The sequence below is a fragment of the Pseudomonas sp. Z1-12 genome (assembly GCF_051132015.1).
GTDB classification, from domain to species: Bacteria; Pseudomonadota; Gammaproteobacteria; order Pseudomonadales; family Pseudomonadaceae; genus Aquipseudomonas; species Aquipseudomonas zanjanensis.
In genome coordinates this window covers 3,901,149-3,917,288 of sequence record NZ_CP071647.1, presented here as the reverse complement: position 1 = coordinate 3,917,288, position 16,140 = coordinate 3,901,149, and the positions used below count along the sequence as shown (strand labels likewise).

The following is a 16,140-nucleotide window of genomic DNA, read 5'->3' as shown; positions in this document are numbered from 1 at the left end:
GGCAACATGCTGGGCAGCCTGCGCGGTTTGGTCGGACGCATCGACCGCGGTGTTGGATCGCTCAACGGCATGGCCGGAAGCCTGGCCGAAGTGACCCTGAGTAACAGCCGTGGTGTCGAACACCAACGCCAGGAAACCGAGCTGGCCGCCACCGCCATGCAACAGATGGCCGCCACAGCGCAGGAAGTCGCGCGCAACGCGGCTCAAGCCAGCGAAGCGGTAGCGCATGCCGACCAACAGGCGCGTGAGGGCGATGAGTTGGTGCGTCAGGCGAGTGACAAGATTGACCATTTGGCTGTGGAAATGGGCGGTTGCGCTGAAGCCATGCGGTCGCTATTGGTGGAGAGCGCGGCGATTGGAGGTGTGCTCGATGTGATCAAGGCGGTGGCGGAGCAGACCAACCTGTTGGCGCTCAACGCCGCCATCGAGGCCGCACGCGCGGGCGAGCAGGGGCGTGGCTTCGCCGTGGTCGCCGATGAGGTGCGGGGCCTGGCACGGCGCACCCAGGGATCGACCACGGAAATCGAAGGGTTGATCGTTCGTCTGAGCGCTGTGGCCCAACATGCCGCTGAGCGTTTGCAAGGCAGCCATGTGCTGAGCGATGAAACGGTGGTGCTTGCGGCGCAAGCCTCCCAGGTGCTGGCGCGGATTACCCGGGCGGTGTCCAGCATTGAGCAGATGAACCAACAGATCGCCGCGGCCGCCGAGCAGCAGAGCGTGGTGGCCGAGCAAGTCAGCCAGAGTATGGCGCGGGTGCGCGAAGTGGCCGAGGGCAGTGCCAGGGAAAGCCTGCAACTGCAAGGCTCGACGGCCGACTTGCAACAGGTTGGCGGCGAGCTCAAAGCGGCCGTCGGGCACTTTCGAACCTGACCCGCCTGCGAATAATGACCGCTACTACTGCTCCAGCTCGTTGATGATCTGACTGATTTTCGCCCGCAGCCAACGGTGCATCGGATCTCCCTCCATGGTCCGATGCCAGAGCATGAACTCACGCATCACCGGGATTTTCACCGGTGGTTGCACGATGCGCAGCGGCAGGTAGTTGGCGTAGAGCCTGGCCATGCGCTGGAGCATGGTGGCGATGCGTTGGGTGCCGACGATCAACTGCGGCAGGGTGTTGAAGTCATGGGTCACCACTTCCATGCGACGGGTGAAACCATACTGGCTCATCAGCCATTCCTCGACGCTCAGTTGCCGGTTGCGGCCGAAAATCACCGAGACGTGGCCCATCTCGATGTACTGATCGAGGGTGATGCTGTCGCCTACCAACGTGTTGCCGTCCCATACGACGCAAACATGCTCCTCTTCAAACAGGAGCTGGGAGGGGTGGCCTTCGATGAGGTAGTGCTCGGGCACGATCATCATGTCGGCCTCGCCGCGCATCAGCATCTCGGTGGACGTATCGCCGGGGCCGAGCAGTTCGAAGGTGATGTGCGGGGCTTCCAGGGAGATCTTCTGGATCACCCGGGCAAACAGGACGCTGATCAGATAGTCCGACGTGATCAGGCGAAAATGACGCTTGCTGGTGGCGGGGTCGAACACCGGTTTGGCGGTGATCGAGGACTGGATCGTCAGTAGCACCTGGCGCACCGGCGCCGCCAGTTCACGGGCATAGGGCGTGGGCTGCATCTTGCGCCCGACCTGTGCCAGCAGTTCATCTTCGAAGTAGAGGCGCAGCCTGCCCAGTACGCCGCTGGTGGCGGATTGAGTCATGTGCAGGCGTTCGGCGGCGCGGGTGATGTTCTGCTCTTCCAGTAACACATCCAGCGCCACCAGGAGATTGAGATCCAGGTGGTTAAAGCGCATGGCGGTCTCGATTCTTGTATTTATTTTGTAAATACCTTCCGGCCTTCCTATCGCGGCGTCAAGTCCCGTGAATGGGCGAATCGAACGATGCCTGTTCGATTTTCCATGTCTCTTGCGCTGCGCAGCCAGGTATCGCATTTGCCGATAGGTCGCATCCCGACAAGCGATTAGTCAGCGAGTTTTTGCCCCTTCAGTATCGGCCCCACAGTCGGTTGGCCGTGACGCTTGATCGACTCCAAGTCCAGCCTCGGCAGCGCTTCGCCTGGCACGGTTCCCGTAAGTGGGGTGCTGGCCTGCGCTGAATAATTACAATGGAGCGGTAACTCAATGAACATCATTGGCCTTGATGCCTTGATTTTTGGCGTCGACGATATTCAAGCCTGTACCCATTGCCTGCGTGACTACGGCCTGCTCCCTGTCGATGTCGACAGCGAGGGCGGTCGTTTTGAAGCCCTCGACGGCACCGCGGTGATTATCCGTCGGGCAGACGATGCCAGTCTGCCGGCGGCCATCGGGCCTGCGCCCTCGATTCGTGAAACCGTCTATGGCGTGGCCAGCGTGGCTGACCTCGAGGCCATCGCCGATGAGTTGGGGCGCGACCGCCCGGTGACCCGCGGTGCCGATGGCTCCGTGCACAGCGTGGACGACATGGGCTTTGCCATTGGTTTCCAGATCAGCGTGCGGCGTGCGTACAGCGCGCCCGCCGACCTGACCAATGCGCCGGGCCATGCGCCTCAACGCCCGGTCAATCAGCCTGGCATCAGTCCCGACATGCAGGCCTTGCCGCGGACCCTGTCCCACGTGGTGTATTTCGTGCCGGATGCAGCCAAGGCCGAAGCTTTCTACAAGCGCCTGGGCTTCATGACCACTGACACCTTTGTCGGTGCGGGCCCGTTCATGCGGCCGGCCGGTTCCGATGACCATCATTGCCTGTTCATGATCCAGACGCCGCCACACATGAAGGGTTGCGAGCACTTCACCTTTCACATGGGCAGCGGCACGGAAGTACTGCTGGCCGGACGTCGTTTCGAACAGCAAGGCTGGACCAGCTTCTGGGGGCCGGGTCGCCACCTCTTCGGTTCCAACTGGTTCTGGTACTTCAACAGCCCGTTGGGTTGCCACATCGAATACGACGCCGACATGGACAAGCACGATGACGCCTGGCAAGCGCGCCAAGCGCCGTTGTCGGCGGACAACTCGCAATTGTTCCTGTTCACCTCCAGGGAGAAATGGTTTCCGAGCGGCCCGCCGCCCAAGCAGGCCTGAATGCGGATTTCGTCCATGAGCCACGACGCAATTGTTCTCTGTCGATTGGATGAATTGGTCGAAGGGCAGGCCCGCGGGTTCGATCCCTTGGGTACGGGCAAGGACAGCGTGTTTGCCCTGCGCCATGACGGCGAGGTACGCGTCTATCGCAACAGTTGTCCGCACCTGGACGTGCGGCTGGAGTACCGCAAGGATCGTTTCCTCAGTGTCGATGGCCGCCAGATCGTCTGTTACGCCCATGGTGCCCGGTTCCTTCCCAGCACGGGTCTGTGCGTCTACGGGCCGTGCCTGGGGGAAAGCCTGAGTGCGCTGGGATGGCGAGCCGAGGCCGATTGGCTGGTGCTCGAAGCGGGTCAGTTGGAGGCGTGTGGACCTTAATCAAGGTATCGCGGTAGCTGATACATCGTATCCCTACATGCGATTAGTCAAACGCCTGCTTTGCCGAGAAAGTGGACACAAAGCGGTACTGAATGCGTGCAAACACAGCGAGTCCTGAAGCCTGGTATCGCCCCGGCAGAACGCTCGCGTGAATAACAAGAATAAGAGTGAGACGAGCATGAACGCAGTGAAAAAGGTGCTTATCGTCGGTGGTGGTATCGGTGGTCTATGTGCGGCAATCGCTTTGCGTCGCAAAGGCATAGTCGTCGATCTTGTCGAGCTCAAGGCGCAGTGGACAGTCTACGGCGTTGGCATCATCCAGCAGAGCAACGTCGTGCGCGAGATGGCCAAGTTGGGTGTGTTGGACGGCTACCTGGCTGCTGCCTACGCGTTCGAGGATGTGACCATCAATACCACCGCCGGTGAACAGCTGGCGCGGATCCCTGGTCAGCGCTTGGCCGGCCCCGACTACCCAGCCAACGTCGGCATCTCGCGCCTGGCCCTGCATCAAGTCCTCAGCGAAACCGTTGCTGCCCTTGGCGTCTCGGTCCGTCTGGGCCTGAGTGTCGAGTCGCTGGAGCAGGTAGGCGAGGGCGTTGATGTGCTGTTCACCGATGCCAGTCGCGGTCGCTACGACCTGGTCGTCGGCGCCGATGGCCTGTATTCCCACCTGCGCGGTCTGCTGTTCGGCGAGCAGTACCTGCCGCGCTTCACCGGCCAAGCGGTGTGGCGCTACACCTTTCCACGCGCCGCCGGGATCGATCATCTGGCTACCTTCCAGGGGCCCGCCGGCAATGCCGGACTGGTGCCGCTGGGGCAGGATCAGATGTACCTGTTCATGACCTCCCACGAGCCCGCCAATCCAAGGATAGAGCCTGCCACGCTGGCGTCCCGAATGCGCCGGCGCCTGAGTGGGTTCACCGGGCTGATCGGCGAGCTGCGCGAGCAAATTATCGACAGTGACCGCGTCGTCTATAAGCCGCTGGAGGTGGTGTTCGTCAGCGAGCCCTGGTACCGCGGCCGGGTCGTGCTGATTGGCGACGCGGTGCACGCTACGACGCCGCACTTGGGCCAGGGCGCCGGCATGGCCATCGAAGATGCCGTCGTGCTTGGCGAAGAGTTGGTCGCCGACGGCAGCCTTGAACAGCAGCTCCAACGCTTTATGGCGCGCCGTTATGAGCGCTGCAAATTCATCAGCGACAGCTCGGTATTGGCCGGTGACAAGGAAATGGCCCACGACAGCAGCTTCGACCGGATCGGCCTGGTCAGGCGGATGCTCGACGTTACGGCAGTGCCCATCTGAGGCACCGGCAAAACCAAATTCGCTTTCCCATGGATGTTTCATGCCTGTGCAGGCTTGGCCCGGCTCGACTGCGGGCGCCGTTTCACCAGAAGAGCTGACATACAACAACAATAAAGAGGGTTACTTCGATGGCTACTCGCAAGATCGCTGCGTCGCGGCGCGTCCCCTTCACACTGACCCTTGCGGCCAGCCTGGGGCTTGGTGCGTCGGCGGCCCAGGCCTTCCAGATCGACACCGGCAATCCCGATCTCAGCTTGCGCTGGGACAACACGCTGAAATACAGCGCGGCCTGGCGCCTGAAGGAGCCCAGCAGCAAGCTCAGCGAGGGGCAGACGGCGCTGAACCAGAATGACGGCGATCACAACTTCGGCAAGGGGTTGATCTCCAATCGCCTGGATATTCTTTCCGAGCTGGACATCGGTTTTCACAACTTCGGTGCCCGTCTGAGCGGTGCCGCCTGGTACGACACTGTCTACCAGGACCGCAACGACAACAACGACGCGGCCAGTGCCAACCAGCGTTCGGTGGGCTTCGACGAGTTCACCAGCGACACCCGTCAACTGCATGGAGGTGACGGTGAATTGCTGGATGCCTTTGTCTACTGGAACGGAGAGCTGGCCGACCGTACCTTGTCGGTTCGCGCAGGGCGCCACGGCCTGATCTGGGGCGAGAGCCTGTTCTTCGGCGGCAACGGCATTGCCGGGGCCATGGCGCCGGTGGACGTGGTCAAGGCGCAATCGGTGCCCAACACGCAGTTCAAGGAAATCACCCGGCCGGTCAACCAGCTCTCGACTGCCTACCAACTGACCGACGATGTGTCATTGGGTGCCTTCTACCAGCTGGAGTGGGAGGCCACCCGCTTGCCGGGCGCCGGCAGCTACTTCTCCACCAGCGATACCATCGGCGACGGCAATGAGCGGTTGATCACCGGCGGGCCGTTCCCGGATTTCCTGGGCGGCAATGCCAACAGCCCGGCCGCTTTTTTCCATGGCAAGGACAAGAAAGCCAGGAGTTCCGGCCAGGGCGGCCTGCAGCTCAAGTACAACACCGGGACGACGGATTACGGCCTGTATGCGCTGCAGTATCACGAGAAGACACCCTCGTTGTATTTGAAACCGAATGCCACCGGGCCGAACTTCAGTACCGGGCAAGTCGGTGAATATTCCTGGGTCTACCCGGAAGACATCCGTGTCCTGGGCGCCAGCTTCGCGACCTCCGTGGACGAGTACAGCTTTGCCGGCGAGGCATCGATGCGCTGGAACATGCCGCTGGTGTCCAACGCCCAGACCGTCCTGCCGGGCGTCGACGCGGACAACAACGATGACGCCCTCTACGCGGTTGGCCGCACGGCCCACGTCAACCTCAACGTCCTGGCATCGCTGGGCCCTTCCTTCGTCGCCAATGAAGCCAGCCTGGTAGGTGAGATCGCCTGGAACCGCCTGCTGGCCGTGACCAGGAATCGCGCCGCCCTGGACCCTAACGCCACCGATGACGGCCTGGGCTTGAAGCTGGTGTACACGCCCACCTATCGCCAGTTTTTCCCTGGCGTCGATATCAGCGTGCCGGTGGGCATCAGCTACTTCCCCATGGGCAAGTCGGCGGTGATCAGCGGGTTCGGCCCCGACAGAGGAGGGGACATGAACATCGGCGTCTCCGCCACCTACCTGGACCAAGTGACCGTGGGGCTGACCTACACCCACTTCTACGGTCCCGAGGACACCAGCCTCAACGCCGCCAACCAGTTCAATTACAAGCAGTCGTTGAAGGACCGGGACTACCTGGCTTTCTCCGTCAAGACTACGTTCTAAGAGGATTTGCGCATGACCATTCAGTTCACTCTAAAGGCCTTGTGCTTAACCCTGCTGGCCGCCGCCGCGCCGATGGCCCTGGCCGCCAGCGCCGAACAAGCAGCCGAGCTGGGCAAGACCCTGACGCCCTTCGGTGCCGAGAAAGCCGGCAATGCCGATGGCAGCATTCCGGCTTGGGATGGCGGCTACACCAAGGTCGATCCTGGCTATGTGCCGGGCGGCAAGCGCAGCGATCCGTTTGCCGCGGACAAACCCTTGTACAGCATCACTGCCCAGAACCTGGCCAAGTACGCCGACAAGCTCAGCGACGGCACCAAGGAACTGTTCAAGCGTTTCCCGGACACCTATCGCATTGACGTCTATCCGACCCGACGCACGGCGGCCGCGCCGCAGTGGGTCTATGACAACACGCTCAAGAATGCCACCCGCGCCAAACTGATCGACAGCAGCGCCGGCCTGATTCCCGACGGTGCCTATGGCGGGATCCCGTTTCCGATTCCACAGAACGGCACCGAAGCCATCTGGAACCACGTGTTGAACTGGCGCGGCACCTCGGTGGCGGGGCATTTCCGCCACTATCTGATGACGGCCGACGGCAACCAGGTGATGACGAGCGACGGCCTGTTGACCCAAGAAATGCCCTACTACTTCCAGGAGGGCGGCCCTGAAAACTACTCGGGCGACTACTGGCAGGTGCACTTTGTCAATCTCGGCCCGGCGATTCGTGCCGGCGAGCAGATCCTCGGGCGTGAAAACATCAACGGCGACAAATCCCAGGCCCATGTCTACCTGAGCGGCCAGCGCCGGGTGCGCACGTTGCCCAACGCTTGCTGTGATACGCCGACGCCGTCTACCGCCGGGGTCATGTCCTTCGATGAGTTGAGCGTGTGGGGCGGGCGTACGGACCGGTTCGACTGGAAATTGGTAGGCAAGCAGGAGATCTACGTCCCCTACAACACCAACAAGGTGCAGAACGCTGCCCAACCGCAGGACCTGCTGGGCAAGCACCATCTGAACCCCGATTACGTGCGCTGGGAGTTGCACCGCGTCTGGGTGGTCGAGTCCACGGTGGCCGCCGGCAAGCGCCACCAGTTGCCCAAGGGCCGCTACTACCTCGACGAGGACACCTGGCAAGCCCTGCTCGGCGACCGTTGGGATGCCAGTGGCCAACTGGCCAAGACTCTCTGGTCGCTGCCTTCCGTGCTGCCCGACCTGCCAGGCCTGGTGCAACTGTCTTCCGGTTTCTACGACCTGACCTCCGGTGCGTGGTTTATCCAGAACCTCTATGCGGGTTGCCGGACCAGTATCGCGCAGTTGATCGCTACAAGGCCTCGGAGTTCTCGCCAGCGGCGATGGCGGGGCGCGGCGTGCGTTGAGTCTGAGCTGAGCGTGAAGGGCAGGCCTGTGGGACTGCCCTTGGGATACGAGTGTTTGTCCGAGGTAGGTTATGAACAGAATCAGTCAGGCGAGCGCGTTGCTCTTGGCCCTGTATTTGCCCTTCGCCACGAGTAAGTGCCTGGCCGGGCCAGCTGCGGTGGGCGTGCCGCTCAATACCCCGGCCATGCGGGTACCGGCTGCGCAGAACGGCGTATTGATCGATCTGGCGCGGGCTGGCACACGTCTGGTGGCAGTGGGCGAGCGCGGCCTGGTGGTGTTTTCCGACGATAACGGGCAGAGCTGGCGCCAGGCTTCGGTGCCGGTATCGTTTAGCCTGACGGCGGTGCAGTTTGTCGATGCGCAACAGGGCTGGGCGGTCGGCCACGCAGGCGTGGTGCTGACGACGCATGATGGCGGCGAGCACTGGACGCTGCAGCTCGACGGTGCGCGCGTGGCACAGCTGGAACTGGACGCCGCCAAGGCTGACCAAGCCACCGCTGCCGACCCGGATGCCGCCCTGATCCGGGTACAAAATGCCGAGCGTCTTGCCGCCGATGGTCCAGACAAACCTTTCCTGGCGCTGGAATTCGTCGATGCGCGCCGCGGGTTGATCGTCGGTGCCTATGGTTTGGCGCTGCAGACCACCGATGGCGGTGCTACCTGGCACTCGATGATGGGGCATATCGCCAACCCGAACGGCTTGCACTTGTACGCGATCAGTCGCCAGGGCCCGCGTTGGTTCCTGGCGGGCGAGCAGGGTTACCTGGCGCGGTCGGACGACGACGCGACGTCGTTCAGCCAGTTGGACAGTCCTTACGAAGGCAGTTTCTTCACCCTGCAGAGTCGTGCCGATGGCGCGTTGCTCGTCGCCGGCCTGAAGGGCAACGCCTTTGTTTCCAGCGATGCTGGCGCAAGCTTCCAGCGCCTGTCCGTTCCCGTGCTGATTTCCTTCAACGACGCCACCCGCCTGGCCGACGGTCAGGTATTGCTGGTCAACCAGGCCGGCACGCTGTTTCGCAATGTCGGGCAGACCGGAGCGGCGCTGCTGCCACTGGGCAAACCCTTGGGCAAGCCTGTTTCAAGTGTGATCGAGGCCGCCGATGGCAGCCTGGTCGTTGCCGGTTTCACCGGGCTGCAGCGTCTTGCGCAGCCAGCCACTGCCGCTTCGGAGTGAGGTTATGACGTCCCCTGGTAAGTTTTTCCAGTCCCCTGCGAATGCGTTCGATGACTTTGATCCGCGTTCCGGCTCGGTGCTCGAACGTGCATTGTTCAACCATCGTCTGTGGGTGTTGCTACTGTGCCTGGCAACCACGCTGGTGCTGGGTTGGCAGTCCAGTCGTGTCGAGCTCAATGCCAGTTTCGAAAAAATGATCCCCACCCATCACCCCTATATCGCCCACTACCTTGAGCACCAGCAGGAGTTGAGCGGGCTGGGTAATGCGGTGCGCATTGCCGTGGTCAACAAGCAGGGCGATATCTACGACAGCGCTTACCTCAAGACGCTGCAGGCATTGAGCGACACGATCTACCTGCTGCCCGGTGTCGACCGTGCGTACATGAAGTCACTCTGGACGCCGGCCACACGCTGGGTGGCGGTGACAGAAGCGGGCCTGGAGGGTGGGCCGGTCATTCCGGATAACTATGATGGCGGCACCGCGAGCCTTGCGGCCTTGCGGCGCAATGTGCAGCTGTCCAACGAAATCGGTCAATTGGTGGCATTCGACCAGGCTTCGAGCATCATCCAGGTACCGCTGCTGCAGCGCACCCCCGATGGCCGACCGTTGGACTACACCCGGCTATCGCAACAGCTGGAGTCGGTGCGCAGCCAATACCAGAGCGACAGCATCGACATCCGCATCACCGGTTTCGCCAAGAAAGTCGGTGACCTGATTGCCGGCCTGCGGCAGATCCTGATTTTCTTCGCCGTGGCGATCCTGATCACCACGGTGGTGCTTTATTGGTACACCCGCTGCATTCGCAGCACTCTGTTGGTGGTGTTCTGCTCATTGGTGGCGGTGGTCTGGCAGCTCGGCTTGCTGCCGCTGCTGAATTACCAACTGGACCCCTATTCGGTGCTGGTGCCGTTCCTGGTGTTTGCCATTGGCATGAGCCATGGGGCGCAGAAGATGAACGGCATCATGCAGGACATCGGGCGCGGCATGCACCGGGTGGTCGCCGCACGCTTTACCTTCCGCCGCCTGTTCCTTGCCGGTCTCACCGCGCTGCTGTGTGATGCGGTGGGTTTCGCGGTGCTGATGATCATCAAGATCCAGGTGATCCAGGACCTGGCGATGATCGCCAGCATCGGCGTCGCGGTGCTGATCTTCACCAATCTGATCCTGCTGCCGATATTGCTTTCCTATGTCGGGGTCAGCGGTCGCGCGGCGCGACTGAGCCTGAAAAGCGAACGCGCCGAACAAGCGGGCCAGCATCGCCATGGGTTCTGGCGCTTCCTCGATCTGTTCACCCAGCGCCGCTGGGCGGCGTTGTGCATTGCCCTGAGCCTGGCGTTGGCGACGCTCGGCTTCGTGGTCAGCCTGCAATTGAAAGTCGGTGACTTGGATGCGGGCGCGCCCGAGCTGCGGGCCGACTCGCGCTACAACCAGGATGATGCATTCCTGACCCGGCATTACGGCGCCAGCAGCGATCTGTTCGCGGTCATGATCAAGACCCCTGCCAGCGCCTGTTCGCGCTATGACATCCTGAACAAGGTCGATGCCCTCGACTGGCAGTTGCGCACCTTGCCAGGGGTGGATTCGACCAACTCCCTGGCCTTGCTCAATCGCCGGATGCTGGTGGGCCTGAGCGAAGGCAGTCCGAAATGGTATGAGCTGCAGAACAACCAGGCGATGCTCAACATGGTCACCGCCGGCGCGCCGCGTGGGTTGTACAACGAAGACTGCAGCCTGCTGACCCTGTACACCTACCTTTCCGACCACAAGGCGCAAACCCTCAGCGGCCTGGTGGATCACGTCGAACAATTTGCCGCCGCGAACAATACCGACGAGGTCCAGTTTCTGCTGGCGGCGGGCAATGCCGGGATCGAGGCAGCGACCAACATCGTGGTCAAGCAGGCCAACCGCGAAATGCTGTTCTGGGTCTACGGTGCGGTGATCCTGCTCTGCCTGATCACCTTCCGCTCCTGGCGCGCCACGGTGTGCGCAGTGATTCCGCTGATGCTCACTTCGATCCTCTGTGAAGCCTTGATGGTCTGGCTGGACATTGGCGTCAAGGTCGCGACCCTGCCGGTGATCGCCCTCGGCGTGGGCATCGGCGTCGACTACGCGCTGTATGTGATGAGCATCCTGCTCGGCCATATGCGTCAGGGCACCAGCCTGTCGGAGTCGTATTACCGGGCGCTGCTGTCCACCGGCAAGGTGGTGATGCTGACCGGTGTGACCCTGGCGATCGGCGTGGCCACCTGGATGTTTTCGCCGATCAAGTTCCAGGCCGATATGGGCGTGCTGCTGGCGTTCATGTTCGTCTGGAACATGGTCGGTGCGCTGGTCCTGTTGCCGGCCCTGGCGCACTTCCTGTTGCCGAGCAAGCGTGTGAGCACGGGACCGGCCGAGGCCGAACCCAGCCATCCGACCAGCTTGGCGCTGACGCCTGCCTTAATCGAAGAGGGGGCCTGCGTGAAACATTCGCCGCGCCTGGCTCCGGGGCTCGGTCAGACGGCAACGACGGCCGCTCATCCCGTCGCGTCATAACAACAAGAAAGGACTTTTCCCATGTCTCGTGTGCATCTGTTCCAGCAGTCTCTATGGTTCGACCTCATCGCCGGCCTGAGCGCCTTCGGCATGGCATTTTGCGCGGCGCAATCTGCGGAGGTGCGCGATGAACGTTGAACGCCAGGCGCGGCTGCCGCAATCCTTGTTGCTGTTGCTCGGCAGTTGCCTGCCGGTGCTCGGTGCGGTGCTGCTGGCCCCCATCCTGCCGCAGATGCAGGAACACTTCGCCGGCACACCGGGCGTCGCGGTGCTGGTTCCCATCGCCCTGACGCTACCGGCGCTGATGATTGCCCTGTTGGCACCCTTCGCCGGAATCATCGCCGACCGACTCGGGCGCAAGCCGTTGCTGATCGGTGCGATGTGCCTCTACACCGTCTGTGGCGTGCTGCCGTTCTGGCTGGATTCGTTGCAGGCGATCGTCATCAGCCGCGCCGGCATCGGCGTGGCCGAGGCGGCGATCATGACCTGCTGCACCACGATGATGGGTGATTACTACAGCGGCGCACGACGTGAACGCATGTTCGCCCTGCAAATGGTCGCGACCTCGTTGTCGGCGGCGATCTTCATTGCCGTCGGTGGCGTGCTCGGCGAGCACGGCTGGCGTACCCCGTTTGCCCTGTATGGGCTGGGGCTGGTGTTGCTGCCGCTGATGGCCTGGTTGCTCTGGGAGCCGCGCGGGCATGCGGCCATCGAGAAGAAGGCGATGAGCAGGGCATTCCCCTGGCGCACCTTGGCACCGTTGTATGGCTTGTCTTTCCTGGCGGGCTTGAGCCTGTTCATCGTGCCGGTACAAGTGGGTTATCTGCTCAACCTGCTGCATGTCGAAGGCTCGCAACAGATCGGCTTGACCATGGGCGCCAGTCAATTCGGCGTGCTGGTCGGCGCCCTGGGTTTTCGTCTGTTCAGCGGTGTGCCGGCGCATCGGCAGATGCTTCTGGCCTTCGTCGCGGCCGGGATGGGTGGCGGGCTGCTGGCGGTAGCCGACAGTCACGGGCTGGTGGTGATCGCCGTCCTGATCAACGGCCTGGGCATCGGCCTGATGATGCCGACCTTGCTTACCTGGATCATGAGCCAGGTCGATTTCCAGCAGCGCGGCCGCGCCGCCGGCGGTTTCACGGCGATGTTCTTCGCCGGTGAGTTCGCCAGCCCGCTGGTGGTGCTGGCGATCACCGGTGGGGTAATCGGTGCCTTGCCCGCTGCACTGGGAATTGTCGCGGGCGTTCAACTCGTAGTGGCCCTGGCCTGTCTTCGGTTGCGTGGTGGCGGAACAGCTTTTCCCGCCGCCGTAGCCGCAGAGCCCGATCGCTGACCTGCCCATTCAACGCTTCAACAAAATAAGAACAACGAGGAGAACATCATGAGTTATTTGCTCAACACCTGGTACATCGCTGGATGGGCGGACGAGCTGGCGCCAGGGGCGATGCTTGGCAGAACCATCGTCGAGCAACCGATCGTGTTCTTTCGCAATAGCCAGGGTGTCATCCAGGCGCTCGCCGATCGTTGCCCGCATCGTTTTGCCCCGCTTCACATGGGCAAGATTGTCGACGACAGCGTCCAGTGCCCGTACCACGGCTTGCGTTTCGATGGCAGCGGCCAATGTACGCACAATCCCCATGGCGATGGGGGCATCCCCAAGGCCGCCTGTGTTCGTGCGTTCGCGGTCGCTGAGCGCCATGGGGCGATCTGGGTCTGGCCGGGCGATTCAAGCCTGGCCAACGATGGGCTGATTCCTGATTTTTCCTTCCTCGACGAGGCGCCAACCCACGCCAAGGGGCATGGGTATTTGCCTACGCGCGCGCACTACGAACTGCTGTCCGACAACATCATGGACCTGAGCCACGTTGATTTCCTGCACCCCGATACGCTCGGTGGTGGGGCGTTGTCACGCACCCGCGCCACCATCGAGGAGCTGCCCAACGATCGCGTACGCATCAGTTGGTGGGCACCGGATGATGTGCCTCCACCAGCGTTCGGCGCTCACCTTGAAGATCCAAGCCGGGCTGACGTCTGGGCCGAAGTCATCTGGCACGCACCTGGCCTGATGCTGCTCGGCAGTGGCGCCACGGCGCCAGGGCGCCCCAGGGACGAGGGACCAGTGACATGGAACCTGCATCTGATGACGCCGCAGGACGCGGCCAACACCCATTATTTCTTTGCCAACACGCGAAGTTTCGAGCAGGACAATGCGCAGTTGAATGCCTTCGTCCAGGAGATGTTGATCGGCATTTTCGCCGGCGAAGACAAACCCATGGTCGAGGCTCAACAGCGCCAGATTGGCGAGGTTGAACTGCTTGGCCTCAGCCCTGTGTTGTTGCCAGTCGATGCAGGGGCCGTGCGCTGTCGACGTGTCCTGCGTCGGCTGATCGAAACCGAGCGTACGGCGGCGCAAGCCAGCCCGTCATCAAGTTATGGAAAAGAGGAATCGCGATGAGCTTTCTACGCAACGTCTGGTACGCGGCCGCCTGGGGAACCGAGGTCAAGGCCGGGGAGCTGTTCCAACGAACCTTGCTTAATGAACCCGTGGTTTTTTTTCGCGACACCCAAGGTATCACCCAAGCCATTGCCGACCGCTGCCCCCACCGTTTCGCGCCCCTGGGCATGGGAATCCTCAAAGGCGATGCGGTGCGTTGTCCGTACCACGGCCTGGAATTCGATGGCAGTGGCACCTGTGTGCGTAACCCCCACGGCGATGGTGCAATTCCCAAGGCGGCAAAGGTCAAGGCCTACCCGCTGGTTGAACGCTACAGCCTGTTGTGGATCTGGATGGGCGATGCACAACTGGCCGATGCGACGCTGATTCCGGATTTCAGTTGCATGGATGAAGACCACTGGTATGTCGGCAAGCGCTACCTGCACGCGCGGGCCAACTACGTGCTGGAAACCGACAACATCATGGACCTGAGTCATATCGAGTTTCTGCATCCGTCTACGTTGGGTGGCGATGGCGTCAAGAGCGCGTTGACCAGCGTGCAAGAGGAGGGCAACACCGTTTGGTCCAACCGCCAGACGGTTGCGGAAATCATGCCGGAGTTTCTGTACGCCGCCTGGAACATTCCTCAGGGCACACCGGTGGACCGTTGGATCGATGTGCGTTGGGATGCTCCGGCGAACATGTTGCTGTTTTCCGGCGCCGTGGCGACCGGGCTCCCCAGGGATCAGGGCGTTTCCACACCGATTCCGCATCTGTTCACTCCAGAGACCGAGACCACGACTCACTACTGGTTCTCAGTCTGTTTCCCCAAGGCGATGGGCGAATTTGCCGAGAGATTCGCTGATGAGCAGGCGGCCGCGATCAGCCGGCCCTTTGCCGATGAAGACTTGCCAATGCTCGAGGCGCAGCAGCGCATGATGGGCACTGCATCGTTCTGGGACTTGAAGCCGGTCCTGCTGATCGGTGATGCAGGAGCGGTTCGCGCGCGGCGTGTACTCGATCGCATGATTGCCGCTGAGCAGCCTGCGGGTGCCAAGTGATGATTGAAGTCATCGTTACTGGCAAGCGCCTCGAAGCCAAAGGCATCTACAGCTTCGAACTGGCCCCAGCCGAAGATTCCATGTTGCCTGCCTTCAGCGCCGGCTCGCATATCGACGTGCACCTGCCCAATGGCCTGGTGCGCCAGTACTCGTTGTGCAATCACCCCGAAGAACGCCACCGCTACCTGCTGGGCGTGTTGCTCGACCCGGCGTCTCGCGGCGGTTCGCAGGCCATGCACGAGCAGGTGCACGTAGGTAGCCGGCTGCGCATCAGCGAGCCACGCAACCTGTTCCCACTTGAGCATGGGGCGGGATACAGCGTGCTGTTCGCCGGCGGTATCGGCATCACGCCGATCCTCTGCATGGCCGAGCGCCTGGCGCGGATCGGCGCGCCTTTCGAACTGCACTATTGCGGTCGCTCGGCCGGGCGCATGGCCTTTATCGAGTACATCCGCCGTTCGACATTCGCCGCTTGCGTGCAGGTTCATATGGACGATGGCGAGGCGGTCCAGCGTCTCGACGTCGCTCGGGTTCTGTCCGGGCCAGCCGCCGACCGTCACCTGTATGTCTGTGGCCCCAACGGTTTCATGGAGCACGTGTTGGGCACGGCGCGCGCGCAGGGCTGGGCCGAGGTGCAACTGCACCGCGAGTACTTTACCGCCGCCGCTGCGCCGGCCAGCGAGGCGGGCGGTTTCGAGGTGCAACTGGCTAGCACCGGACAGTGTTTCCAAGTGCCGGCCACGCTCAGCGTCGCCCAGGTGCTGCTGGAGGCCGGCATCGACATCCCGTTGTCTTGCGAACAGGGCATCTGCGGCACCTGCCTCACGCGCGTACTGGAAGGCGAGCCGGACCATCGTGACATGTTCCTGACCGATGCCGAGCGGGCCCGCAACGACCAGTTCACGCCGTGCTGCTCCCGCGCGAAGAGCGCGCGGCTGGTGCTCGATCTTTAAGGTTTTCTCATGAATTCATCGTTACCCGCTGGCGCGTTTCGCCAACT

At 62.3% G+C, this 16,140-nt stretch carries 12 protein-coding genes and 1 pseudogene; 12 read left to right on the top strand and 1 reads right to left on the bottom strand.

What is annotated here, in order from left to right:
* The first annotated feature begins 6 nt into the window (after nucleotides 1–6).
* Nucleotides 7–870: a methyl-accepting chemotaxis protein gene (locus tag J3P85_RS16465; RefSeq protein WP_434706392.1), complete on the top strand. Its 864-nt coding sequence runs from the start codon at nucleotides 7–9 to the stop codon at nucleotides 868–870.
* A 24-nt stretch (nucleotides 871–894) separates the two neighbouring features.
* Here J3P85_RS16465 and J3P85_RS16460 read toward each other — a convergent pair whose 3' ends face one another.
* Nucleotides 895–1,806: a LysR family transcriptional regulator gene (locus J3P85_RS16460; RefSeq protein WP_186706207.1), complete on the bottom strand. Its 912-nt coding sequence runs from the start codon at nucleotides 1,804–1,806 to the stop codon at nucleotides 895–897.
* 327 nt (nucleotides 1,807–2,133) lie between these two features.
* On the opposite strand from J3P85_RS16460, the gene J3P85_RS16455 reads away from it, so the two are divergent.
* The 11 genes and pseudogenes from J3P85_RS16455 (at nucleotide 2,134) to J3P85_RS16405 (ending at nucleotide 16,093) form a co-directional block, all read left to right on the top strand.
* Nucleotides 2,134–3,072, top strand: a complete 939-nt coding sequence (locus tag J3P85_RS16455) for a VOC family protein (RefSeq protein ID WP_434702458.1) — start codon at nucleotides 2,134–2,136, stop codon at nucleotides 3,070–3,072.
* A 15-nt stretch (nucleotides 3,073–3,087) separates the two neighbouring features.
* Entirely contained in the window at nucleotides 3,088–3,450 is a 363-nt protein-coding gene (locus tag J3P85_RS16450) for a Rieske (2Fe-2S) protein (RefSeq protein WP_434702457.1), read from the top strand.
* Nucleotides 3,451–3,628: 178 nt separating this feature from the next.
* Nucleotides 3,629–4,753: an FAD-dependent oxidoreductase gene (locus J3P85_RS16445; protein ID WP_434702456.1), complete on the top strand. Its 1,125-nt coding sequence runs from the start codon at nucleotides 3,629–3,631 to the stop codon at nucleotides 4,751–4,753.
* Between the two features lie 128 nt (nucleotides 4,754–4,881).
* Nucleotides 4,882–6,561, top strand: a complete 1,680-nt coding sequence (locus J3P85_RS16440; RefSeq protein ID WP_434702455.1) for a DUF1302 domain-containing protein — start codon at nucleotides 4,882–4,884, stop codon at nucleotides 6,559–6,561.
* Nucleotides 6,562–6,573: 12 nt separating this feature from the next.
* Nucleotides 6,574–7,937, top strand: a pseudogene (locus J3P85_RS16435) (DUF1329 domain-containing protein).
* 71 nt (nucleotides 7,938–8,008) lie between these two features.
* Nucleotides 8,009–9,112 carry a WD40/YVTN/BNR-like repeat-containing protein gene (locus J3P85_RS16430; protein WP_434702454.1) on the top strand — a complete coding sequence of 368 codons (1,104 nt, stop codon included), beginning with the start codon at nucleotides 8,009–8,011 and terminating at the stop codon, nucleotides 9,110–9,112.
* A 4-nt stretch (nucleotides 9,113–9,116) separates the two neighbouring features.
* Entirely contained in the window at nucleotides 9,117–11,648 is a 2,532-nt protein-coding gene (locus J3P85_RS16425) for an efflux RND transporter permease subunit (protein ID WP_434702453.1), read from the top strand.
* Nucleotides 11,649–11,775: 127 nt separating this feature from the next.
* The gene (locus tag J3P85_RS16420; RefSeq protein ID WP_434702451.1) at nucleotides 11,776–12,978 is read left to right on the top strand and encodes an MFS transporter; all 1,203 of its coding nucleotides are present in this window, start codon (nucleotides 11,776–11,778) and stop codon (nucleotides 12,976–12,978) included.
* Nucleotides 12,979–13,026: 48 nt separating this feature from the next.
* Complete coding sequence (locus J3P85_RS16415) at nucleotides 13,027–14,100, top strand: Rieske 2Fe-2S domain-containing protein (RefSeq protein ID WP_434702449.1); 1,074 nt, start codon at nucleotides 13,027–13,029, stop codon at nucleotides 14,098–14,100.
* On the top strand, nucleotides 14,097–15,140 hold the full coding sequence (locus J3P85_RS16410) for a Rieske 2Fe-2S domain-containing protein (RefSeq protein ID WP_434702447.1): 1,044 nt from the start codon (nucleotides 14,097–14,099) through the stop codon (nucleotides 15,138–15,140). The genes J3P85_RS16415 and J3P85_RS16410 overlap by 4 nt, the downstream gene beginning before the upstream one ends.
* Nucleotides 15,140–16,093 (top strand): PDR/VanB family oxidoreductase, encoded by a 954-nt coding sequence (locus J3P85_RS16405; RefSeq protein WP_434702445.1) that lies wholly within the window; start codon nucleotides 15,140–15,142, stop codon nucleotides 16,091–16,093. Before J3P85_RS16410 ends, J3P85_RS16405 begins: the two co-directional genes overlap by 1 nt.
* The last annotated feature ends 47 nt before the right edge of the window (nucleotides 16,094–16,140 follow it).